Consider the following 23,548-nt stretch of genomic DNA (forward strand, 5'->3'; position numbering starts at 1 on the left):
GGGGTTCGCAGGCGCGGGGCTTTTTTGTATGATGTCCGACCCGTGCGCACAGGGCGCCGATTGAGGTTGAGCATGCAGGCCGTAGAAGTGAAGAGCTTCCTTGAAGGAAAGCTGCCAGGAACGCTGGTAGAAGTTGAGGGCGAAGGCTGCAACTTCCAGCTGAACGTGATTAGCGATGAACTGGCGGCGTTGAGCCCGGTGAAGCGTCAGCAGCAGGTCTATGCCCATTTGAACCCATGGATCACCGATGGCAGCATCCATGCGGTCACTATGAAATTTTTCAGCCGCGCGGCCTGGGCCGAGCGCACCTGAGCCCTAGGGCGTCGAGATACTAATGGATAAATTGATTATTACCGGTGGCGCTCGTCTTGATGGCGAGATCCGCATTTCCGGCGCGAAGAACTCCGCCCTGCCGATTCTGGCCGCGACCTTGCTGTGCGATGGCCCGGTCACCGTTGGCAACCTGCCGCACCTGCACGACATCACCACCATGATCGAGCTGTTCGGGCGCATGGGCATTGAGCCGGTAATCGACGAGAAGCTCAGCGTCGAAATCGACCCGCGCACCATCAAGACCCTGATCGCGCCGTACGAACTGGTGAAAACCATGCGTGCGTCGATCCTTGTGCTCGGCCCGATGGTCGCGCGTTTCGGTGAAGCCGAAGTCGCACTGCCTGGCGGTTGCGCCATCGGTTCGCGTCCGGTCGACCTGCACATCCGCGGTCTGGAAGCCATGGGCGCGGTCATCGACGTCGAAGGCGGCTACATCAAGGCCAAGGCACCTCAAGGTGGCTTGCGCGGCGCGCACTTCTTCTTCGACACCGTCAGCGTGACCGGTACCGAGAACATCATGATGGCCGCTGCACTGGCCAAAGGCCGCAGCGTGTTGCAGAACGCCGCGCGCGAACCTGAAGTGGTCGACCTGGCGAACTTCCTCAATGCCATGGGCGCCAAGGTTTCCGGCGCCGGCACAGACACCATCACCATCGATGGCGTCGAGCGTCTGGGTTCGGCTTTCTACAAAGTCATGCCTGACCGTATCGAAACCGGCACCTATCTGGTCGCTGCTGCCGTGACCGGTGGCCGCGTCAAGGTCAAGGACACCGATCCGACCATCCTCGAAGCGGTGCTGGAAAAGCTGCGTGAAGCCGGTGCGGAAATCACCTGCGGTGAAGACTGGATCGAGCTGAACATGCACGGCAAGCGCCCGAAGGCGGTCAACGTGCGCACCGCGCCGTACCCGGCGTTCCCGACCGACATGCAGGCCCAGTTCATCTCGCTCAACGCCATTGCCGAAGGTACTGGTGCGGTGATCGAGACAATCTTCGAAAACCGTTTCATGCACGTGTACGAGCTGCACCGCATGGGCGCGCATATCCAGGTTGAAGGCAACACTGCCATCGTCACCGGTATCGAGAAGCTCAAGGGCGCGCCAGTCATGGCCACCGACCTGCGCGCATCGGCCAGTCTGGTGATCTCGGCGCTGGTAGCCGAAGGCGACACGCTGATCGACCGCATCTACCACATAGACCGTGGTTACGAGTGCATCGAAGAAAAACTGCAAATGCTGGGTGCCAAGATCCGTCGCGTTCCGGGCTGATCGCTGCATCGGGACACAGGGACGTGTCCACTGAATTCGTTTCGAGTCGAGGGTGTACGCACCCTCGATGTGTGTCCGGCGCCGATTGCGACCGGGCATGAGTACCTTGATAAGGACTGACGTTTCCCATGTTGACCATCGCACTGTCCAAGGGCCGCATCCTTGACGACACTCTGCCGCTTCTCGCTGAAGCGGGCATCGTGCCGACCGAGAATCCGGACAAGAGCCGCAAGCTGATCATTCCCACGACCCAGGACGACGTGCGTCTGCTGATCGTGCGTGCCACCGACGTGCCGACCTATGTCGAGCATGGCGCGGCCGACCTCGGCGTCGCCGGTAAGGACGTGCTGATGGAATACAGCGGCCAGGGCCTCTACGAGCCGCTGGACCTGCAGATCGCCCAGTGCAAGTTGATGACCGCCGGCAAGATCGGCGCGGCCGAGCCCAAGGGCCGTCTGCGCGTGGCGACCAAGTTCGTCAACGTTGCCAAGCGTTATTACGCCGAGCAGGGCCGTCAGGTCGACATCATCAAGCTGTACGGCTCGATGGAACTGGCGCCGCTGATCGGGCTGGCCGACAAGATCATCGACGTGGTCGACACCGGTAACACTCTGCGCGCCAACGGCCTGGAGCCACAGGAACTCATCGCCACGATCAGCTCGCGTCTGGTGGTCAACAAGGCTTCAATGAAAATGCAGCACGCCCGAATCCAGGCGTTGATCGACACCCTGCGCAACGCAGTGGAATCGCGACACCGCGGCTGATCTACCAGCGCGGCCCGAGGCCGCGCCGTCTATCCGCCTCATAGCCAGAATTCTCAGGTGCCCAAGCGGATCGAATGCTAGTTTCGGGCGCCTGAGTTTTTTGCCAATTCCTATGAGGCTCTCGCTATGACCGCACCGACTGCAATTCGCCGACTCAACGCTGCTGACCCGGATTTCGCGCATCATCTGGATCATCTGCTGAGCTGGGAAAGTGTGTCTGACGACTCGGTCAATCAGCGCGTGCTCGACATCATCAAGGCTGTGCGCGAGCGCGGTGACGCGGCGCTGGTCGAGTTCACCCAGAAGTTCGACGGTCTTGAAGTCGCCTCGATGGCCGACCTGATTTTGCCGCGCGAGCGTCTCGAACTGGCCCTGACCCGCATCACTGTGCCGCAACGCGAGGCCTTGGAAAAAGCCGCCGCTCGCGTGCGCAGCTATCACGAAAAACAGAAGCAGGATTCCTGGAGCTACACCGAGGCTGACGGCACGGTGCTCGGCCAGAAAGTCACGCCGCTGGATCGTGCCGGCCTGTACGTGCCTGGTGGCAAGGCCTCTTATCCGTCGTCGGTATTGATGAACGCGATTCCGGCCAAGGTCGCTGGCGTGACCGAAGTGGTCATGGTCGTGCCGACCCCGCGCGGTGAAATCAACGAGCTGGTGCTGGCCGCTGCCTGCATCGCCGGTGTCGACCGCGTGTTCACCATCGGCGGCGCGCAAGCGGTTGCCGCACTGGCGTACGGCACCGAAAGCGTGCCGCGTGTCGACAAGGTTGTCGGCCCGGGCAATATCTATGTCGCCACGGCCAAGCGTCATGTGTTCGGCCAGGTCGGCATCGACATGATCGCCGGCCCTTCGGAAATTCTTGTGGTCTGCGACGGCCAGACCGATCCGGACTGGATCGCCATGGACCTCTTCTCACAGGCCGAGCACGACGAAGACGCGCAAGCGATTCTGGTCAGCCCCGACGCCGAGTTCCTCGACAAGGTAGCCGCAAGCATCGACAAACTGCTGCCGACCATGGACCGCGCGACCATCATCGAAACTTCGATCAATGGCCGTGGTGCGCTGATCCAGGTCACTGACATGGCCCAGGCCATCGAAGTCGCCAATCGTATCGCCCCGGAACACCTGGAGTTGTCGGTCGCCGATCCACAAGCCTGGTTGCCGCAGATTCGTCACGCCGGTGCGATCTTCATGGGCCGCCACACTTCCGAAGCGTTGGGCGATTACTGCGCCGGTCCGAACCACGTGTTGCCGACTTCCGGCACCGCGCGGTTCTCCTCGCCGCTGGGTGTCTACGACTTCCAGAAGCGCTCGTCGATCATCTTCTGCTCCGAGGCCGGCGCTTGCGAACTGGGCAAAACTGCATCGGTACTGGCCCGTGGTGAATCGCTGAGCGCCCACGCGCGCAGCGCCGAATACCGCATCAAAGACCAAGACTTTCTGAAAGGGCAGGGGAACTGAGCGATGAGTAAATTCTGGAGCCCGTTCGTCAAGGATCTGGTGCCCTACGTGCCGGGCGAACAGCCGAAGCTGACCAAACTGGTCAAGCTCAATACCAACGAAAATCCGTATGGCCCGTCGCCAAAAGCGCTGGCGGCGATGCAAGCCGAGCTCAACGACAACTTGCGCCTGTACCCGGACCCGAACAGTGATCTGCTGAAAAACGCCGTGTCCGAATATTACGGCGTGCAAACCAGTCAGGTGTTCCTTGGCAACGGTTCGGACGAAGTGCTCGCGCACATCTTCCACGGTCTGCTGCAACACGATCAGCCGCTGCTGTTCCCGGACATCAGCTACAGCTTCTATCCGGTCTACTGCGGTCTGTACGGCATTGAATTCGATGCGGTGCCACTGGATGCACAATTCCAGATCAACCCGGCCGACTACGCCAAACCGAATGGCGGGATCATTTTCCCCAACCCGAACGCCCCGACCGGATGCCTGCTGGCGCTGGACGCCGTCGAGCAAATCCTCAAGGCCAGTCCAGATTCGGTTGTAGTCGTGGATGAGGCGTACATCGACTTCGGTGGCGAGACGGCGATCAATCTGGTGGATCGCTATCCGAACCTGCTGGTGACGCAGACGCTGTCCAAGTCACGCTCGCTGGCCGGCCTGCGTGTCGGTCTGGCGGTAGGGCACCCGGATCTGATCGAGGCGTTGGAGCGGATCAAGAACAGCTTCAACTCCTATCCACTGGATCGTCTGGCGATTGTCGGCGCGGCGGCGGCTTTTGCCGATCGCGAGTATTTCGACAAGACCTGTCGTCAGGTGATCGAGAGCCGCGAATGGGTGGTGGCGCAGTTGCAGGCTAAAGGCTTTGAAGTGCTGCCGTCGGCGGCCAACTTCATCTTCGCTCGCCACCCGCAGCATGATGCGGCGGGCATGGCGGCCAAGCTGCGCGAGCAGGGCGTGATCGTGCGGCACTTCAAGCAGGAACGGATTGCGCAGTTCTTGCGGATATCGGTGGGTACGCCGGAGCAGAATCAGGCGTTGATCGACGGCCTTGGCGACCTCTAAAAGCAAAAGCCCCTCACCCTAGCCCTCTCCCAGAGGGAGAGGGGACTGAATGGGGAATATTGCAGAGGTTCACCGACTTGAACGATTTGTATTGAATCCATAATCAACTCGGTCTTTCAGGTCGATGTATCCCGCAAGACAACTCGGTCGGCCCCCTCTCCCAGAGGGAGAGGGGGCTGAGTGGGAATATTGCAGAGGTTCACCGACTTGAACGATTTGTATTGAATCCATAATCAACTCGGTCTTTCAGGTCGATGTATCCCGCAAGACAACTCGGTCGGCTCCCTCTCCCGCCGGGAGAGGGCTGGGGTGAGGGTGTGCTTTTATTCGTGATGCGGCTCGCCAAGGAACGTCAGTGAACTGAACAACCCACGACTGTCCACATCCACACTGTCCTTCACCGGCACTTCAACCTGCGCCGCAATCACATTCAACCCTTCATTACGCACCAGCACCTGCGCACGCCCGTCCTTGTCGGTCTCGGTGCTCAGGGTGTTTGGCGCGCTGCGATAGTCGCCATATAACTTCACACCTGCCGCCGGTTTGCCATCGAGCAGCACCCGCACCGGTAACGATTTGCCCGGCCCGACCGTCAGCGGATCGACCTCCGGCAGGATCAGCAGTTTGATCTGGTCCAGTTTCGGCAATTTCGCCCCCGGCTGATAGATCGCCAGGCTGTACTTGAAGGTCTGCGTGGCCTCGGTAGCGCCGGGCACTTTGCTGCGTCCTTCGTTGATCCACTTCTTGTCCGCCGTCTGCGACCACATGCCATTGTTCAGCGCCACGGCCATCAGCGCCGGCGGCTTCAATGGTTTCAAACGGGCATGATCGGCCAGGCGCTCGACGCTGACCGGGATCATTTTGCCGCTTGCGTCATAAGCCCAGGCACCGCTGACTTTTTGTGCCTTGAAGGCGTTGTCTTCGGCGCCGTGACCGTAGACCACTTCGATTTTGCCGCGTCGTTCCTCTGTCCACAGGCCGTGGGCCGACACCTGACCGGTGAATAGCGCAGCGATGAGCAGAAGGGATTTGCCGTAGTGCATGGTGACGTCCTTTTACAGGTTGAGTGTCAGGCTGACGGTGAAATTGCGCGGCTCGCCGGGGTTGACCCAGTAGTTGCTGTAGGAGCGCTCGTAATATTTCTCGTCGAAGACGTTGTTCAGGTTGAGGCCGACCGTGACGTTGTCGCTGGCCTTGTAGTGCGCGAGCAAGTCGACGGTCTGGTAGGCCGGCAATTCGAAGTCGCTGCCGGATTCGCCCGAGCGATCGCCGACGTAGGTGAACGCTGCGCCGACGTCTGAACCGCGCAGACGGCCATCCTGAAATTCATAAACACTCAGCAGACTGCCGCTGCGTTTCGCCACGCCGAGGATGCGGCTGCCGGTGGGAATGGTCGCGTCGCCCTTGGTCACCTCGGCGTCGATGTAGGCGAAGGCGCCGATGACCCGCACCGCGTCGGTCACCTGGCCGCTCACTTGCCAATCGAAACCCTGACTGCGCGCCTTGCCCATGGCGCGGCTGGTGTCGGTGCCCGGATCGAGGGCGAGGACGTTTTCCTTGTCGATGTGGAAGAAGGCGAGGGTGCTGCTCACCCGCTCATCGAAGAGTTCGGTTTTGATCCCCACTTCGTAACCGACACCTTCTTCCGGGTCGAAGGATTTGCCCGATGCATCCAGGCCGTTGTTCGGTTTGAACGAAGTCGAGGCGTTGGCGAACAGGCCGGTGTTCGGCGTGAGCTGATAGAGCAGGCCGGCGCGTTGAGTCAGCGCGTCGTGGCGCTGCTGGCTTTTGGCGTTGCGGCTGTGATCGTCGATGCGCTGATCGAAATGCTCGAAGCGCGCGCCGAGCATGCCGCGCAGCTTGTCGGTGAAGATGATCTGGTCCTGCAGATTCAGCGCATGACTTTCGACGTGTTCGAAGAAGTCGGTGCCCGAGCGTGCGCCGTTGGGTTTCGGCTGGCCGTAAACCGGCTTATAGATGTCGATGGCGTAGGGGCCGCCAGCAATGGTGGTGACGCGTTCGTCCTTGCGGTAATTCTCGTACTCGGTGCCGATCAGCAATTCATGCTGCCACGGCCCGAGGTCGAACAGACCGCGCAGTTCCAGTTGGGTGATGCTGTCGTGCCAATTCGTATCGCGTTCGCGCAAGCGGCGGTTGACCGTATGGCCGTCGGCGTTCAGCGCCCTCTGTTCCGAGGCGTCGCCCCAGAGCTTGCCTTCCTTGTAGTGGCTGGCCAAACGCAGTTTCCAGCTGTCGTTCAGATGGTGTTCAAGAGTGGCCTGGAGCAGGTTGTTGTGGTTGTCGATGTTGCCGTCGTTGGGCTCGCCCAAGAACGTCGAGCGCGATACGCCGCTCCATTTGTTGTTCGGCGCCACAACGCCACGATCGAACGTCGAGTTGTGACGGACGATTTCGCTCTCCACCAGCAGCGATGTGTCCGGGCTCAACTGCCAACTGATCGAAGGTGCGACGAATACCCGCTGGCTGTCGACGTGGTCGCGAAAGCTGTTGTTGTCTTCTACGGCGAGGTTGATGCGCGAGAGCACATCGCCCTGATCATCGAGGGGTGTGTTGACGTCCAGCTCGGTGCGGTAGCGGTCCCAACTGCCGGCGCTGGTTTGCAGGGTGGTGAACGCTTCAGGCTGCGGTTTCTTGGTGACGATGTTTACCGTGCCGCCAGGATCGCCCCGACCGTAAAGGCTGGCGGCCGGGCCTTTGAGCACTTCGATGCGCTCGATATTGGCCGCATCCGGCGTGCTCGGGTAACCGCGATTGGCGCTGAAACCGTCCTTGTAGAACTCGGACGTGGTGAAGCCGCGCACGCTGTATTCGTACAGGGTCAGGCCGCCGAAGTTGTTCTGCTTCGATACGCCGCCAGCAAAATCCAGTGCACGTTCGACGCTGCTGCTGCCCAGATCCGAGAGCACGCTGGCCGGGACCACGCTGATGGCTTGTGGGATATCGCGTATCGCCGTGTCGGTTTTGGTCGCACTGGCCGAGCGAGTCGCGCGATAACCGCTGACCGGGCCGGTGGGTGATTCGTAGTCGGAGGTAACGCTGATGGCTTCCAGCTCAACGGGCTGCGGCTCATCGGCGAAGGCGGGATCGCAGAGCAAACCCAGAGTCAGGCCCAACAGTGAGGCCTTTTTGCGAGACGACATGTTATGTTGTTCCAATTGCTAGAATTGAAACAATATAACATGCCCGTTGAGAATGTCTGTTATTCGCGCCGATGGCGCGAAAACATTTTTACTCTTCTTTTTCTTTCACCGGTGCCGGTGGTGGACGCAGGCCGATTTCAGCCGTCAGCTTCAGTTCCTTGCCGTTGCGCATGACCTGAATTGTCACCTTGTCGGTCGGCTTGATCCGCGCCACCTGGTTCATCGAGCGGCGGCCATCGCCGGCCGGTTCGCCGTCGATACTCAGGATCACATCGCCCAGTTGCAGGCCGGCTTTCTGCGCCGGGCCGTCACGGAAGATTCCGGCGACGACGATCCCAGGGCGCCCGGACAAGCCAAACGACTCCGCCAGTTCCTGAGTCAGCGGTTGCACTTCGATGCCCAGCCAGCCACGAATCACTTGGCCGTGCTCGATGATCGACTTCATCACTTCCATCGCCAGTTTCACCGGAATGGCAAATCCGATCCCTTGCGAGCCGCCGGACTTGGAAAAAATCGCCGTGTTGATACCGGTGAGGTTGCCGTTGGCATCGACCAGCGCACCGCCGGAGTTGCCCGGGTTGATCGCCGCATCGGTCTGGATGAAGTCTTCGTAGTTGTTCAGGCCCAACTGATTGCGGCCGGTGGCGCTGATGATGCCCATGGTCACGGTCTGACCGACGCCGAACGGGTTGCCGATGGCGAGCGCGACGTCACCGATGCGAATGCTGTCGGAGCGGCCGACGGTGATTGCCGGGAGGTTTTTCAGGTCGATTTTCAGGACAGCCAGGTCAGTCTCCGGATCGCTGCCAATCACCCGTGCGAGTGTTTCGCGACCGTCCTTCAACGCCACGACAATCTGGTCGGCGCCGCTGGTGACGTGGTTGTTGGTGAGGATGTAGCCTTCCGGGCTCATGATCACCCCGGAACCGAGGCTCGATTCCATGCGCTTCTGTTTCGGCGAATTGTCACCGAAGAAGCGGCGGAACTGCGGATCCTCGAACAAGGGATGCGCCGGTTTGTTGATGACCTTGGTGGTGTACAGGTTGACCACCGACGGCGCGGCGATGCCCACCGCATCCGCATAAGACACCGGCCCCTGTTGCACGATCGTGGTCTGTGGCGCCTGTTGCAGATTGACGTCGAGGCTCGGCAGCCCGACCCACTCGGGGTAACGCTGAATAATCAACAGAGCGATAAGCACACCGGCCAACAGCGGCCAGCCAAAAAAACGCAGCGCCTTGAGCATTAAGCACGTTCCTGGAAAGGTTGCAGGCGAGGTCAGACCGCCCATAATGTCGCGCATTATACGAGGCCGCGCGCGCCTCTGAACGGGATATTTAGGAGTCTTTCATGGCCGTTGCCCTCAGCACCCTCGTCGAAGAAGCCGACCGTTACCTGGGCAGTGCGAAAATTGCCGATTATTGCCCCAACGGATTACAGGTCGAAGGCCGCCCGCAAGTGATGCGCATCGTCAGTGGCGTCACCGCCAGCCAGGCTTTATTGGACGCCGCCGTCGAAGCCGAGGCCGACCTGATCCTGGTCCATCACGGGTATTTCTGGAAAGGCGAAAACCCCTGCGTCACCGGCATGAAACAGCGCCGCTTGAAAACCTTGCTCAAGCACGACATCAGTCTGCTCGCCTATCACCTGCCGCTGGATCTGCACCCGGACGTCGGCAACAACGTGCAACTGGCGCGTCAGCTCGACATCACTGTTGAAGGGCCGTTGGACCCGAGCAACCCGAAAATCGTCGGGCTGGTAGGCTCGCTGAATGAGCCGATGACCGCGCGGGATTTCGCGCGCAAGGTGCAGGAAGTCATGGGCCGCGAGCCGCTGCTGATCGAAGGCAGCGGCATGATCCGCCGCGTCGGTTGGTGCACCGGCGGTGGCCAGGGTTATATCGATCAGGGCGTGGCGGCGGGGGTCGATCTGTTCATCAGTGGCGAGGCCTCCGAGCAGACTTTCCACAGTGCGCGGGAAAACGACATCAGCTTCATCGCCGCCGGCCATCACGCCACCGAACGCTATGGCGTGCAGGCGCTGGGCGAGTATCTGGCGAAGCGCTTTGCCCTTGAGCACATCTTCATCGATTGCCCCAACCCGATCTGAACTCACCGCAAACCCCTGTGGGAGCGAGCCTGCTCGCGAAGGCGTCAGACCTTCAATACAAAGGTGCCTGACACTCCGCCTTCGCGAGCAGGCTCGCTCCCACGTTCGGCCCTGACGGCCGAACTGGTGGGCATATTCATATACCCTTTCGATCTAGTTGGCGTCCTGATTAGAAGAGGTCGCTGTGCTAGGATTCCTCGCTCGAACACGGCCCGCTGGCCGTTCATAAGAAAGCTTTCGTGAGTAGCCATGGTCGACAAACTGACGCATCTGAAACAGCTGGAGGCGGAAAGCATCCACATCATCCGCGAGGTGGCCGCCGAGTTCGATAACCCGGTGATGCTGTACTCCATCGGTAAAGACTCCGCCGTGATGCTGCACCTGGCACGCAAGGCGTTCTTCCCGGGCAAACTGCCGTTTCCGGTGATGCACGTCGACACCCGCTGGAAATTCCAGGAAATGTACAAGTTCCGCGACAAGATGGTCGAAGACTTGGGCCTGGACCTGATTACCCACATCAACCCCGATGGCGTAGCGCAGAACATCAACCCGTTCACCCACGGCAGCGCCAAGCACACCGACATCATGAAAACCGAAGGCCTGAAACAGGCACTCGACAAGCATGGTTTCGACGCAGCGTTCGGCGGCGCCCGTCGCGATGAAGAGAAATCCCGCGCCAAAGAGCGCGTGTACTCGTTCCGTGACAGCAAGCACCGCTGGGACCCGAAAAACCAGCGTCCGGAGCTGTGGAACGTCTACAACGGCAAGGTCAACAAGGGCGAATCCATTCGTGTGTTCCCGTTGTCGAACTGGACCGAGCTGGACATCTGGCAGTACATCTATCTCGAAGGCATTCCGATTGTGCCCCTGTACTTCGCCGCCGAACGCGAAGTGATCGAGAAGAACGGCACGCTGATCATGATCGACGACGAGCGCATCCTCGAGCACCTGTCCGAAGAAGACAAAGCGCGCATCGTGAAAAAGAAAGTGCGGTTCCGCACCCTTGGCTGCTACCCGTTGACGGGCGCGGTGGAGTCCGAGGCCGAAAGCCTGACGGACATCATTCAGGAAATGCTCCTGACGCGAACTTCCGAGCGCCAGGGCCGGGTCATCGACCACGATGGCGCAGGCTCGATGGAAGACAAAAAACGTCAAGGCTATTTCTAAGGGGCTGTCATGTCGCATGTTTCTGATTTGATCAGCGAGGACATCCTCGCCTACCTGGGCCAGCACGAACGTAAAGAGCTGCTGCGCTTTTTGACCTGCGGTAACGTCGATGACGGCAAGAGCACCCTGATCGGGCGCCTGCTGCACGACTCGAAGATGATCTACGAAGATCACCTCGAAGCGATCACCCGCGATTCGAAGAAAGTCGGCACCACCGGTGACGACATCGACCTGGCATTGCTGGTCGACGGTCTGCAGGCCGAGCGTGAGCAGGGCATCACCATTGATGTCGCTTACCGCTATTTCTCCACCGCCAAGCGCAAATTCATCATCGCCGACACCCCCGGCCATGAGCAGTACACCCGCAACATGGCCACCGGTGCATCCACCTGTGACCTGGCGATCATTCTGGTCGACGCCCGTTACGGCGTGCAGACCCAGACCCGTCGTCACAGCTTCATTGCTTCGTTGCTGGGCATCAAACACATCGTCGTCGCCATCAACAAGATGGACTTGAAGGACTTCGACGAAGGCGTGTTCGAGTCGATCAAGGCCGACTACCTGAAGTTCGCCGAAGGCTTGAAGATGAAGCCGACCAGCATGCACTTCGTGCCGATGTCTGCCCTTAAAGGCGACAACGTGGTGAACAAGTCCGAGCGCTCGCCGTGGTACACCGGTCAGTCGCTGATGGAGATTCTGGAGACTGTGGAAGTCGCGGGCGATCGCAACTTCACCGATCTGCGTTTCCCGGTGCAGTACGTCAACCGTCCGAACCTGAATTTCCGTGGTTTCGCCGGCACCCTGGCCAGCGGCATCGTGCACAAGGGCGACGAAGTCGTGGTGCTGCCGTCGGGCAAGAGCAGCCGGGTGAAATCCATCGTCACCTTCGAAGGTGAACTGGAGCACGCAGGTCCAGGTCAGGCGGTAACCCTGACCATGGAAGACGAAATCGATATCTCCCGTGGCGACCTGTTGGTGCATGCCGACAACGTGCCGCCGGTCACCGACAGCTTCGAAGCGATGCTGGTGTGGATGGCTGAAGAGCCGATGCTGCCGGGCAAGAAATACGACATCAAACGCGCCACCAGTTACGTGCCGGGCTCAATCGCCAGCATCGTCAACAAGGTCGACGTGAACACATTGGAAGAAGGCCCGGCGAGCGCGTTGCAGCTCAACGAAATCGGCAAGGTAAAGATCGCGCTCGACGCGCCGATCGCCCTCGACGGTTACGAAAGCAACCGCACCACCGGCGCGTTCATCGTCATCGATCGCCTGACCAACGGCACCGTTGGCGCCGGCATGATCGTCGCTCAGCCTGTAGCGCATGGCACTGCCACCCACCACGGCAAACTGGCCCACGTGGCGACTGAAGAACGCGCCCAGCGCTTCGGCCAGCAACCGGCCACCGTGCTGTTCAGCGGCCTGTCCGGCGCGGGTAAAAGCACCCTGGCGTATGCGGTCGAGCGCAAGCTGTTCGACATGGGCCGCGCGGTGTTTGTACTCGATGGCCAGAACCTGCGTCATGACTTGAACAAAGGTCTGCCACAGGATCGCGCCGGGCGTACCGAGAACTGGCGTCGAGCCGCCCACGTGGCGCGTCAGTTCAACGAAGCGGGGCTGCTGACCCTGGCCGCGTTCGTCGCGCCAAGTGCCGAAGGTCGCGAGCAGGCCAAGGAACTGATCGGCAAGGATCGCTTGCTGACGGTCTACGTGCAGGCCTCGCCGACCGTGTGCGCCGAGCGTGATCCGCAAGGGCTGTACGCTGCTGGTGGCGACAACATCCCGGGCGAATCCTTCCCGTACGACGTGCCGCTCAATGCCGATTTGGTGATCGACACGCAGTCCCTGAGTCTGGAAGAAAGCGTCAAGCAAGTGCTGGAGCTGTTGCGGCAGCGTGGCGCGATTTAAGCATTGAAGCAGCGACAAGCTACTAGCTGCAAGCGGCAAGAAAAAGCCCGCCGGTGAGTGATCATCGGCGGGCTTTTTAGTGTTGGGTGATCCTTCCCACGCTCCGCGTGGGAATGCCTCATTGGACGCTCCGCGTCCGCTTCGGCAGGGACGCGGAGCGTCCCGGGCTGCATTCCCACGCGGAGCGTGGGAACGATCAACTGTGGAGCGAGCCTGCTCGCGAAAGCTTTATCTCATTCAACATCTTTGCAAGCTGATCCACCGCTTTCGCGAGCAGGCTCGCTCCCACAGGGGTCAGTATTTGGGTGGATATTCGCGGTGCATCTGCTCCAGCAATGCATCCTTGTCCAGCCACAGCTGATTGATCCAGCCCTGGAACTGCAATCTATACTCGCCGTCCTGATCGTAGTTCTTGCCGATGAAGGCCGGCGGGATTTTGATTTCTTCAAAATGCACCACCACATCGCGCACATTGCCGCAGAGCAAATCCCAGAACCCTGGACGCCCCGCTGGATAATGAATCGTCACGTTGACGATCGACTCCAGCTGTTCGCCCATCGCATCCAGCACAAAGGCGATCCCGCCGGCCTTGGGCTTGAGCAGGTACTTGAACGGTGACTGCTGCTGCGCATGCTTGCCTTCGGTGAAGCGTGTGCCTTCGACGAAGTTGAAAATCCCCACCGGGTTATGGCGGAATTTCGCGCAGGTCTTGCGCGTGGTTTCCAGGTCCTTGCCTTTCTTTTCCGGGTGTTTTTCCAGATACGCCTTGGCGTAGCGCTTCATGAACGGAAAGCCCAGCGCCCACCAGGCCAGGCCAATCACCGGCACCCAGATCAGCTCCTGCTTGAGGAAAAACTTCAGCGGTTGAATCTTGCGGTTGAGCACGTATTGCAGCACCAGAATATCCACCCAGCTCTGGTGGTTGCTGGTGATCAGGTACGAGTGCTGATAGTCGAGGCCTTGCAGGCCGCTGACGTGCCAGCGGGTGCGCCGTACCAGATTCATCCAGCCCTTGTTGTTGCTGATCCACGCCTCGTGGGTGTGGCTCATCAGCCAACCGGCAATCCGCTGGGTAAAGGCAAACGGCAGGGCCTTGACCAGCGCCACGCAGAACAGAAACGAGCACAGCAGAATCGTATTGAGCGCCAACAGCAGCGAGGCGATCACGCCGCGCACGGGTGCGGGTAGAAAATCCAGCATTTACACATCCATGGGTCGGTTGGCGGCTTGAATCGCGGTGAGCGCGATGGTGTAGACGATGTCATCGACTTGCGCGCCGCGCGGCAGGTCGTTCACCGGTTTGCGCAGGCCTTGCAGCATCGGCCCGAGGCTGACGCAATCGGCGCTGCGCTGCACGGCTTTGTGCGTAGTGTTGCCGGTGTTCAGATCGGGGAACACAAACACCGTGGCGCGCCCGGCGACCTGACTGTTCGGCGCCAGTTGCCGGGCGACGTCGGCGTTGGCGGCGGCGTCGTACTGCAACGGGCCGTCGATCAGCAGCGAGTTTTGTTGCTCATGAGCCAGCAGAGTCGCCTCGCGGACTTTCTCGACTTCTTCACCGCGGGCCGATTCGCCGCTGGAATAGCTGATCATCGCCACCCGTGGAGTGATACCGAATGCGGCCGCCGAGTCAGCGCTTTGCAGGGCGATTTCGGCCAGTTCTGCGGCGCTCGGGTGCGGGTTCATCACGCAGTCGCCGTAGACCAGCACTTCTTCCGGGAACAGCATGAAGAACACCGACGACACCAGCGTGCAGCCCGGTGCGGTCTTGATCAATTGCAAGGCCGGGCGGATGGTGTTGGCGGTGGTGTTGATCACACCCGAAACCAGGCCGTCGACCTCATCCAGCGCAAGCATCATGGTGCCGATCACCACGGTGTCTTCCAGTTGCTGCTCGGCCATCGGTGCGTTGAGGCTTTTGCTCTTGCGCAGGGCGACCATCGGCTCGACGTAACGCTCGCGGATGTGGTCCGGGTCGAGAATTTCCAGGCCCGGCGGCAGCACGATGCCTTGGGCGCGGGCGACCGCTTCGACGTCTTCGGGTTTGGCCAGCAATACGCAGCGGGCGATCCCGCGTTCCTGACAGATCGCCGCCGCTTGCACGGTGAACGGCTCGCTGCCTTCGGGCAAGACGATGCGCTTGTTCGCCGCTTGCGCGCGCTGGATCAATTGATAGCGGAACACTGCCGGCGACAGGCGCATCTCCCGAGGCGTACCGCAGCGCTGATGCAGCCAGTTGGCGTCGAGGTGGCTGGCGACGAAATCGGTGATGATCTCCGCGCGCTCGCGGTCATCGATCGGGATTTCCTTGTTCAGGCCATTGAGCAGATTGGCGGTGTCGTACGAGCCGGTGCTCACCGACAACACCGGCAGACCGGCCTGCAACGCGCCCCGGCACAGGTCCATGATGCGCGGGTCGGGCAGGGTGTCGCTGGTCAGCAGCAGGCCGGCCAGCGGCACGCCGTTGATCGCCGCAAGGCTGACGGCGAGGATGATGTCGTCGCGATCGCCCGGCGTCACTACCAGCACGCCGGGTTTGAGCAGCTCGACGGTGTTGCGCATGGTTCGTGCGCAAATGATGATTTTGCTCATGCGCCGGGTTTCGTAGTCGCCCGCGTTGAGCACTTGCGCGCCCATCAGGTCGGCGACGTCGCGGGTGCGTGGCGCATTGAGTTCCGGCTGAAACGGGATGCAGCCGAGCAAGCGGAAATCACCGCTGCGCAGCAACGGCGAATGCTCCTTCAGACGCGTGGCGAAGGCGTCCATGCTCTCGTCGGTCTTGACCTTGTTGAGGATCACCCCGAGGACTTTCGGATCTTTCGGGCCACCGAACAATTGAGCCTGAAGCTCGACACGGCCAGAAAGCTCGGCGAGCACTTCGTTTTCCGGTGCCGAGACCAGAATCACCTCGGCATCCAGACTTTTGGCCAGGTGCAGATTGACCCGTGCGGCGTAACTGGCGCTGCGGGTCGGCACCATGCCTTCGACCACCAGCACGTCTTTGCCGACCGCCGCTTGCTGATACAGGGCGATGATTTCTTCGAGCAGTTCGTCGAGCTGACCGTCGCCGAGCATGCGTTCAACGTGCGCCAGCCCCAGCGGTTGTGGCGGTTTCAGGCCATGGGTGCGCGCCACCAGTTCGGTGGAACGTTCAGGGCCGGTGTCGCCCGGATGTGGCTGGGCGATCGGTTTGAAAAAGCCGACTTTCAGCCCGGCGCGTTCAAGTGTGCGCACCAGCCCGAGGCTGATGGAGGTCAGACCCACGCCAAAATCGGTGGGGGCGATAAAAAAAGTTTGCATGGGAATTCTCTATGCAAGGGTGTCAGCCTATGTCTGGCCGACTACCGAAATTCAGTCGCCAAGGTTATCGCTAACCGAGCCTTGTGCACACCAACCGCAGGCAAAGGGTTGACCTGTTTTTTCAATACGTTGCGCCGGATCCAGGACCCAGGCGCGGGTTTGCCACGGCGGCTGGTGGCGCAGGTGCTGGGTGTGGCCACAGGAAAGCTCGACCACCCAATGGCCATCTTCGTCCTGATGAAAGCCGGTGATGGTCGAAACCCGTTTGTCCGGGTTGTGGTCGCTTTCACGCGATTGCTTCGCTAAACTTGGCCTTTCTATATTCTTATGCAAAAGGTCTCGCCCCATGCTGATCGCCGCCAATAAGGCTGTCTCCATCGACTATACCCTGACCAACGACGCTGGTGAGGTCATCGACAGCTCCGCCGGCGGCGCTCCGCTGGTTTACCTGCAAGGTGCAGGCAACATCATCCCGGGCCTGGAAAAAGCCCTGGAAGGCAAAGCTGTCGGCGACGAGCTGGAAGTGGCCGTTGAGCCGGAAGATGCTTACGGCGAATACGCCGCCGAGCTGGTCAGCACCCTGAGCCGCAGCATGTTCGAAGGCGTTGACGAGCTGGAAGTCGGCATGCAGTTCCACGCTTCGGCGCCGGACGGCCAGATGCAGATCGTCACCATTCGTGACCTGGACGGCGACGACGTCACCGTTGATGGCAACCACCCTCTGGCCGGTCAGCGCCTGAACTTCAAGGTTAAGATCGTTGATATCCGTGACGCCAGCCAGGAAGAAATCGCTCATGGCCACGTCCATGGCGAAGGTGGCCATCACCACTGATTTTCTGCGCTAAGCTTCGAGTACTGGAGAGGCGCCTGTGGGCGCCTTTTTAGTCCGCGGCTGTCCTTGGTGGCCTCGCCAAGTGGCTGTTTCGAGTAGAACACGAGAATCCTGGAGTTCGGCATGAGTGCTTTTCACGACCTTAAGTTGACCGCCCTGGATGGTCAGGAGCTACCGCTGGCGCCGTTCAAGGGCCAAGTCGTGCTGGTGGTCAACGTGGCCTCCAAATGCGGCTTGACCCCCCAGTACGCGGCACTGGAAAACCTCTACCAGCAATACAAGGCCAAAGGCTTCACTGTGCTGGGCCTGCCGTGCAACCAGTTTGCCGGTCAGGAGCCAGGCTCGGAAAAGGAAATCCAGGAATTCTGCAGCCTCAACTATGGCGTGACGTTCCCGTTGGCGAGCAAACTCGAAGTCAACGGCCACGAGCGGCATCATTTGTATCGCCTGCTGGCGGGCGAGGGCGCCGAGTTTCCCGGCGACATCACCTGGAATTTCGAGAAGTTTCTGCTCGGCAAGGACGGCCGGGTGCTGGCGCGGTTCTCGCCGCGCACGGCGCCGGATGATCCGACCATCGTGCATGCGATTGAACAAGCGCTGAGCTGAAAAGTAGCATCAAAAGATCGCAGCCTTCGGCAGCTCCTACAGGGAGAACACCAATCTCGTGTAGGAGCTGCCGAAGGCTGCGATCTTTTGCTTTTCAATCTTTTGATCCTTAATCACCAAAATCAATAATGCTGTTCAGAGCTCTCGACTCTTAATATTATCGGCGTCATATCGATTCATGCCTGTAGCCAACGTTTTCGTGGAGCCTCTCGATGCCTGTTCAAGCCCTGTTCAAACCGTTCCACCTCGGTGCCCTCGAACTGCCGACCCGCGTCGTCATGGCGCCAATGACCCGCTCGTTCTCCCCGGGCGGCGTGCCGAATTCCAAAGTCATCGAGTACTACCGTCGTCGTGCGGCCGCTGGGGTTGGCTTGATCATCACCGAAGGCACCACGGTCGGCCACATCGCGTCCAATGGCTATCCAAACGTGCCGCAATTTTTCGGTGACGCGCCGCTGGCCGGCTGGAAAAAAGTCGTCGACGCCGTGCACGCCGAGGGCGGCAAGATCGTCCCGCAACTGTGGCATGTCGGCAGCGTACGCCGCCTCGGCACCGAGCCGGACGCCAGCGTGCCGGGCTACGGTCCGTCGGAAAAACTCAAGGACGGTCAGGTCGTGGTTCACGGCATGACCAAGCAGGACATCCAGGACGTGATCGCTGCGTTTGCCCAGGCTGCCAAAGATGCGCAAAGCATCGGCATGGACGGTGTGGAAATCCATGGCGCCCACGGCTATCTGATCGACCAGTTCTTCTGGGAAGGCAGCAATCAGCGCAGCGATGAATACGGTGGCAGCCTGGCCAACCGTTCGCGTTTTGCCATCGAATTGATTCAAGCATTACGCGCGGCTGTCGGTGAGGGTTTCCCGATCATCTTCCGCTTCTCGCAATGGAAGCAGCAGGATTACACCGCGCGTCTGGTACAAACCCCCGAAGCGCTGGGCGAGTTTCTCAAGCCGCTGTCCGACGCTGGCGTGGACATTTTCCACTGCTCGACCCGACGCTTCTGGGAGCCGGAGTTCGACGGCTCGGATCTGAACCTCGCTGGCTGGACCCGCAAGCTGACCGGCAAACCGACCATCACCGTGGGCAGCGTCGGCCTGGACGGCGAGTTCCTGCAGTTCATGGTCAACACCGACAAGGTCGCGCAACCGGCCAGCCTGGAAAATCTGCTGGAGCGTCTGGACAAAGAAGAGTTCGACCTGGTAGCAGTGGGCCGCGCGCTGCTGGTCGATCCGGACTGGGCGCAGAAAGTCCGTGAAGGACGTGAGCAGGATATTCTGCCGTTCAGTCGTGAGGCGTTGATGACCCTGGTTTAAGCAGCGCCAGTTCGACCTTTTCGCGAGCAGGCTCGCTCCCACCCTCTACTGCATTTCATATGACGGAATGCGGTGTCCATGTGGGAGCGAGCCTGCTCGCGAACGCTGTTTCTATGTCGACGCAAATCTATGGTTGTGTCTGCGCCCCAGGCACCACCAACTCCCCCGCACAAGCCCCCCGCAAATACCCCTCGAATTGCTCGATAATCGCCGCCCAGCCCTGGCGACTGCCATGCTGCCGCGCATTCAGCCGCACACAACGCAACCGTTCATCTTCCTCCAGCAACCACGCCGCCGCTTCGCAAAACGCCTGCTCATCGCCGGGCATTGCCGAAACGCCGTTGTAGCCATGGCGAATATGCTGCGCCGCCGCTGCCTGGTCATAGGCAACAACGCCGAGTCCCGAAGCCAGGGCTTCCAGCACCACATTGCCGAAGGTCTCGGTCAGGCTGGGAAATACAAACAGATCTCCTGAGGCGTAGTGCGCCGCCAGGGCTTCTCCCCGCTGCGCGCCGCAGAAGATCGCTTCCGGCAATTCTTTTTCCAGCGCCGAACGCTGCGGGCCATCTCCGACCACGATCAGCTTCAGATGGCGCTGTGGATAAGTTTCGCGCAGACCTTCAAAGCAGCGTTTGAGCAGGCCCAGATTTTTCTCCGGGGCGAGCCTTCCTACGTGGATGACCGCGATATCCGTGTCAGAGAGCCCCCATTGCTCACGCAACGCGCTCTGACGTTTGCTCGGATGAAACAACTGGCTGTCCACACCCCGCGACAACAACGCCAGCCGCTCGAAATGCCGCCGCTCCAACTCCAGGCGCTGACTGGCGCTCGGCACCAAAGTCATTGCCGAACGATTGTGAAACCAGCGCAGGTAGTGGGTAAGCATCCGCGTCAGCAGACCGAGGCCGTACTGGCTGGTGTATTGCTGGAAGTTGGTGTGAAAGCCGCTCACCACCGCAATCCCCAGGCGCCGTGCGGCACGCAGTGCCGACAATCCCAGCGGGCCTTCCGTGGCGATGTACAGCACATCGGGGCGCTGGCGTTTCCAGCGGCGCAGCAGTTTATGCATCGACGACTGGCCCCATTGCAGCCCCGGATAGCCCGGCAGCGGCCATCCGCGACACAGCAACAGTGCATCGTCTTCGCTGCGTTGTGGATCACCGGCCTGGCGCGGGCGCACCAGCTCCACCTGATGCCCTCGTGCGCGCAAACCCTCGCACAAGCGGCCAAGGGTATTGGCCACGCCGTTGATTTCCGGTGGGAAGGTTTCGCTGATGAGGGTGATATGTAGAGCTGTCGTCATGACCTCAGTGTCGGCTGAGGCCATGTCGAGCTTGTTACGATCGGATGATGGATTTGTGACGCGGTCAGTGCTGTATCACCAGGTTTTCGGCGCCACGTTCGCGCACCCAGAACAATGTCGCCCCGGCTACCGCCGCCGGCATCATCAGGATGTTGACCACCGGAATCAGCAACACCAGATAGACGATCCCGCCAAAACTCATGCTCTGCCAGCGCTTCTGCCGCAGCCAGGCGAGCATCTCGTTCCAGCCGAGTTTGTGGTTATCCGCCGGGTAGTCGATGTACTGGATGGCCATCATCCACACGCCGAACAGCAGCCATAACGGCGCGGCGACGATATTTACCACCGGGATGAACGAAAGGATGAACAGGCCAATGGCGCGCGGCAGGAAGTAGCCGAGCTTGCGCATTTCCCGGGAGAGGGTGCGCGGGATCATCGCGACCAGTTCGCCCCAGCTGAACGCCGGGAAATCATCGGTGCCGCGCACCACCACTTCAACTTTTTCCGCGAGGAAACCGTTGAACGGTGCGGCAATGATGTTGGCGAGCATGGTGAAGGTGAAAAACACCATCAAGGCCACGAGGACCACGAACAGCGGCCACAGGATATAGCTGAGGAAACTCAGCCATTCAGGCAACGAGGGCATCAGCGTGTCGACCCACAGGCTGAACTGGTGGCCGGCCAGATAGATCAATCCGACGAACAGCACCAGGTTGATAGCCAGCGGCAACAACACGAACAGGCGCAGGCCAGGGCTCAAGACCAGTTTGAGGCCTTCGCGCAGGTATTGCGGGCCTGACAGAACAGGGGCGGGCATAAGGTGCTCCGAAGCAAGGGAAAACGCGCCGACGTTACCGGCTTTGCCCCAGCGGCGAAAGCGCAGCAGAGCAATCGACATTCACTGTAACAAAGAGGTCTATCTCGTCACCGTCTCGGCATAGAGACCACCTATGAGCTGGATTGTTAAACCGTATTTCCTTAATCTTGCCCCCCTCGATACGCTGCACCCAACTTTTTACAGGACTGTCGAGTTCAAGCCTTCCCCAAGGTGTCCACGGTCCTTTTTTATTCCGCCGGCCGTCCGGCGTCCGCGCCAGATTTTTCATGGCCGGCCAACAGGAGCAGATTCATGTCTGAAGTCCGTCATTCGCGAGTGATCATTCTCGGTTCCGGCCCCGCCGGCTACAGCGCTGCGGTCTACGCGGCCCGCGCCAACCTCAAGCCACTGCTGATCACCGGCATGCAGGCTGGCGGTCAACTGACCACCACCACCGAAGTCGACAACTGGCCGGGTGATGTTCATGGCCTGACCGGTCCGGTGTTGATGGAGCGCATGCGCGAGCACGCCGAGCGTTTCGAGACCGAGATCGTTTTCGATCACATCAACGCTGTGGACTTCGCTGCCAAGCCGTACACCCTGACCGGCGACAGCGCGGTTTACACCTGTGATGCGCTGATCATCGCCACTGGCGCCAGCGCCCGTTACCTGGGCCTGCCGTCGGAAGAAGCGTTCATGGGCAAAGGCGTGTCGGCCTGCGCGACCTGCGACGGTTTCTTCTACCGCAACAAGCCGGTCGCCGTGGTTGGCGGTGGCAACACCGCTGTCGAAGAAGCGCTGTATCTGGCCAACATCGCCAGCACCGTGACTTTGATCCACCGTCGCGAAACCTTCCGCGCCGAGAAGATCCTGATCGACAAGCTCAACGCTCGTGTGGCTGAAGGCAAGATCATTCTCAAGTTGAACGCCAACCTGGACGAAGTCCTCGGCGACAACATGGGCGTGACCGGTGCGCGCCTGCGCAACAATGATGGCAGCTTCGACGAGATCAAAGTCGACGGCGTGTTCATCGCCATCGGCCACACCCCGAACACTTCGCTGTTCGAAGGCCAGTTGACGCTGAAAGACGGTTACCTGGTTGTGCAGGGCGGCCGTGAAGGCAATGCGACTGCCACCAGCGTCGAAGGCATCTTCGCTGCCGGTGACGTGGCTGACCACGTTTACCGTCAGGCCATCACCTCGGCCGGCGCCGGTTGCATGGCGGCACTGGACACCGAGCGTTACCTGGACGGCTTGCAGAACGCCACGTTCTAAGACCGCAGGGCATAAAAAAAACCGGCCAGATTGGCCGGTTTTTTTGTGCCCGAGATTCGCAGTCGCCACGCATCCAGTGTGGGAGCGAGCCTGCTCGCGAAGCGGTGTATCAGTCGACATCTTCGATGAATGTCAGTCCGTCTTCGCGAGCAGGCTCGCTCCCACAGGGGGCATGTGTGGCTGTTGGGATCAGCGGCGGTTCAGGGGTTGGGCGCTGAATTTCACCCCGGCCAGGCCGTGCTTGATCAACGCGCGGATATTGCCGTGATCGCTGCCCTCAGGCGTCGCCAGCACCGAACGGTAATGCTCGCCGAACGCCAGCAGCGCTTCTTCATCGCTCAGACCTTCCAGCAGTGCCAGGCCCAGGGTCTTGCACGAGCCCTCGTTCTGCCCGGCAGCATTTTCCACGCCGCCGTTGTTGAATGCTTGCGGCTGGTAGTCGTAACCGGCGGCGATGAACGCCAGGGTGTCGGCGAAAGCATGCTCGCCACTCTTGAGGCTGGCGCGCAGGGTGTTCAGATCAGTCATTGGGTTTTCCTTTGGCAAACGCTGCTTGCTGCTCGGCGCTGGCTTCTTGCTGGTATTGGGCTTTCCACTCGGCGTAGGGCATGCCGTACACCACTTCGCGGGCGTCATCGAGGCTGACCTCGATCTGACGTTGGTCGGCTTCGGCCTTGTACCATTTCGACAGGCAGTTGCGGCAGAACCCGGCGAGGTTCATCAGGTCGATGTTCTGCACGTCCTTGCGGCTGTCGAGGTGAGCGACCAGTCGGCGAAAGGCGGCGGCTTCGAGTTCCAGGCGTTGTTGCTCGGTCATAAGGGTCTCTTCGAGACAGCTTCAAGCGGCAAGCTACAAGCTGCAAGATTGAA

22 protein-coding genes are annotated in these 23,548 nt (G+C 60.4%); 12 read left to right on the forward strand and 10 right to left on the reverse strand.

All coding sequences use genetic code 11. From position 1 onward, the window contains the following. Positions 1-72: 72 nt before the first annotated feature. The 5 genes from NF676_RS04925 (at position 73) to hisC (ending at position 4,884) form a co-directional block, all read left to right on the forward strand. Complete coding sequence (locus NF676_RS04925) at positions 73-312, forward strand: BolA family protein (protein WP_016771670.1); 240 nt, start codon at positions 73-75, stop codon at positions 310-312. A 22-nt stretch (positions 313-334) separates the two neighbouring features. Then, complete coding sequence (gene murA / locus NF676_RS04930; RefSeq protein WP_252887324.1) at positions 335-1,600, forward strand: UDP-N-acetylglucosamine 1-carboxyvinyltransferase; 1,266 nt, start codon at positions 335-337, stop codon at positions 1,598-1,600. A gap of 128 nt (positions 1,601-1,728) precedes the next feature. After that, on the forward strand, positions 1,729-2,364 hold the full coding sequence (gene hisG, locus NF676_RS04935) for an ATP phosphoribosyltransferase (protein ID WP_016771668.1): 636 nt from the start codon (positions 1,729-1,731) through the stop codon (positions 2,362-2,364). A 126-nt stretch (positions 2,365-2,490) separates the two neighbouring features. Further along, a complete protein-coding gene (gene hisD, locus NF676_RS04940) occupies positions 2,491-3,828 on the forward strand; it encodes a histidinol dehydrogenase (RefSeq protein ID WP_252887325.1) in 1,338 nt (445 codons plus the stop codon). Between the two features lie 3 nt (positions 3,829-3,831). Further along, positions 3,832-4,884: a histidinol-phosphate transaminase gene (gene hisC, locus NF676_RS04945; protein ID WP_252887326.1), complete on the forward strand. Its 1,053-nt coding sequence runs from the start codon at positions 3,832-3,834 to the stop codon at positions 4,882-4,884. 323 nt (positions 4,885-5,207) lie between these two features. Here the strand turns inward: hisC and NF676_RS04950 are convergent, their stop codons facing one another. From NF676_RS04950 to algW, 3 genes are all read right to left on the reverse strand, one after another. Then, positions 5,208-5,927, reverse strand: a complete 720-nt coding sequence (locus NF676_RS04950; protein ID WP_252887327.1) for a DUF4198 domain-containing protein — start codon at positions 5,925-5,927, stop codon at positions 5,208-5,210. Positions 5,928-5,939: 12 nt separating this feature from the next. Continuing rightward, positions 5,940-8,045: a TonB-dependent siderophore receptor gene (locus tag NF676_RS04955; protein ID WP_252887328.1), complete on the reverse strand. Its 2,106-nt coding sequence runs from the start codon at positions 8,043-8,045 to the stop codon at positions 5,940-5,942. Positions 8,046-8,133: 88 nt separating this feature from the next. Continuing rightward, positions 8,134-9,291, reverse strand: a complete 1,158-nt coding sequence (gene algW, locus NF676_RS04960; RefSeq protein ID WP_016770590.1) for a Do family serine endopeptidase AlgW — start codon at positions 9,289-9,291, stop codon at positions 8,134-8,136. A 104-nt stretch (positions 9,292-9,395) separates the two neighbouring features. Here algW and NF676_RS04965 point away from each other — a divergent pair, with 104 nt between their 5' ends. From NF676_RS04965 to cysN, 3 genes are all read left to right on the forward strand, one after another. Beyond that, a complete protein-coding gene (locus NF676_RS04965) occupies positions 9,396-10,154 on the forward strand; it encodes a Nif3-like dinuclear metal center hexameric protein (protein WP_056782960.1) in 759 nt (252 codons plus the stop codon). Between the two features lie 249 nt (positions 10,155-10,403). Then, positions 10,404-11,321, forward strand: a complete 918-nt coding sequence (cysD, locus tag NF676_RS04970) for a sulfate adenylyltransferase subunit CysD (protein ID WP_056782962.1) — start codon at positions 10,404-10,406, stop codon at positions 11,319-11,321. Positions 11,322-11,330: 9 nt separating this feature from the next. After that, entirely contained in the window at positions 11,331-13,229 is a 1,899-nt protein-coding gene (gene cysN, locus NF676_RS04975) for a sulfate adenylyltransferase subunit CysN (RefSeq protein ID WP_073473760.1), read from the forward strand. Positions 13,230-13,523: 294 nt separating this feature from the next. On the opposite strand, the gene yihG is transcribed toward cysN, so the two are convergent. The 3 genes from yihG to NF676_RS04990 are packed head-to-tail and all read right to left on the reverse strand — an operon-like array spanning position 13,524 to position 16,907. Beyond that, positions 13,524-14,429, reverse strand: coding sequence for a 1-acylglycerol-3-phosphate O-acyltransferase, YihG family (yihG, locus tag NF676_RS04980; protein ID WP_252887329.1), 906 nt, complete (start codon positions 14,427-14,429; stop codon positions 13,524-13,526). Beyond that, positions 14,430-16,529, reverse strand: a complete 2,100-nt coding sequence (gene pta / locus NF676_RS04985; protein WP_024011632.1) for a phosphate acetyltransferase — start codon at positions 16,527-16,529, stop codon at positions 14,430-14,432. A 51-nt stretch (positions 16,530-16,580) separates the two neighbouring features. Further along, on the reverse strand, positions 16,581-16,907 hold the full coding sequence (locus tag NF676_RS04990; RefSeq protein ID WP_082530248.1) for a DUF3565 domain-containing protein: 327 nt from the start codon (positions 16,905-16,907) through the stop codon (positions 16,581-16,583). Between NF676_RS04990 and NF676_RS04995 the strand changes: the two genes are divergently transcribed. From NF676_RS04995 to NF676_RS05005, 3 genes are all read left to right on the forward strand, one after another. Continuing rightward, complete coding sequence (locus NF676_RS04995; protein ID WP_056782966.1) at positions 16,876-17,361, forward strand: FKBP-type peptidyl-prolyl cis-trans isomerase; 486 nt, start codon at positions 16,876-16,878, stop codon at positions 17,359-17,361. The two genes, NF676_RS04990 and NF676_RS04995, sit on opposite strands and share 32 nt — an antisense overlap. Before the next feature lie 123 nt (positions 17,362-17,484). Next, positions 17,485-17,967: a glutathione peroxidase gene (locus tag NF676_RS05000; protein WP_252887330.1), complete on the forward strand. Its 483-nt coding sequence runs from the start codon at positions 17,485-17,487 to the stop codon at positions 17,965-17,967. A gap of 212 nt (positions 17,968-18,179) precedes the next feature. Then, positions 18,180-19,283, forward strand: a complete 1,104-nt coding sequence (locus NF676_RS05005) for an NADH:flavin oxidoreductase (RefSeq protein WP_252887331.1) — start codon at positions 18,180-18,182, stop codon at positions 19,281-19,283. A gap of 127 nt (positions 19,284-19,410) precedes the next feature. On the opposite strand, the gene NF676_RS05010 is transcribed toward NF676_RS05005, so the two are convergent. Next, positions 19,411-20,610 (reverse strand): glycosyltransferase family 4 protein, encoded by a 1,200-nt coding sequence (locus tag NF676_RS05010; RefSeq protein WP_252887332.1) that lies wholly within the window; start codon positions 20,608-20,610, stop codon positions 19,411-19,413. A gap of 40 nt (positions 20,611-20,650) precedes the next feature. Then, positions 20,651-21,403, reverse strand: coding sequence for a sulfate transporter CysZ (gene cysZ, locus NF676_RS05015; protein WP_252877460.1), 753 nt, complete (start codon positions 21,401-21,403; stop codon positions 20,651-20,653). Positions 21,404-21,715: 312 nt separating this feature from the next. Here cysZ and trxB point away from each other — a divergent pair, with 312 nt between their 5' ends. Continuing rightward, positions 21,716-22,678 (forward strand): thioredoxin-disulfide reductase, encoded by a 963-nt coding sequence (trxB, locus tag NF676_RS05020; RefSeq protein WP_016771656.1) that lies wholly within the window; start codon positions 21,716-21,718, stop codon positions 22,676-22,678. 189 nt (positions 22,679-22,867) lie between these two features. Here trxB and NF676_RS05025 read toward each other — a convergent pair whose 3' ends face one another. Both NF676_RS05025 and NF676_RS05030 read right to left on the reverse strand, forming a co-directional pair. Then, positions 22,868-23,206: a HopJ type III effector protein gene (locus NF676_RS05025; protein WP_039759326.1), complete on the reverse strand. Its 339-nt coding sequence runs from the start codon at positions 23,204-23,206 to the stop codon at positions 22,868-22,870. Continuing rightward, positions 23,199-23,495: a DUF1244 domain-containing protein gene (locus NF676_RS05030; RefSeq protein ID WP_039759325.1), complete on the reverse strand. Its 297-nt coding sequence runs from the start codon at positions 23,493-23,495 to the stop codon at positions 23,199-23,201. The genes NF676_RS05025 and NF676_RS05030 overlap by 8 nt, the downstream gene beginning before the upstream one ends. Positions 23,496-23,548 lie beyond the last annotated feature (53 nt).

Origin of the sequence: Pseudomonas siliginis, assembly GCF_024072275.1 — a bacterium.
Taxonomy (GTDB): domain Bacteria; phylum Pseudomonadota; class Gammaproteobacteria; order Pseudomonadales; family Pseudomonadaceae; genus Aquipseudomonas; species Aquipseudomonas siliginis.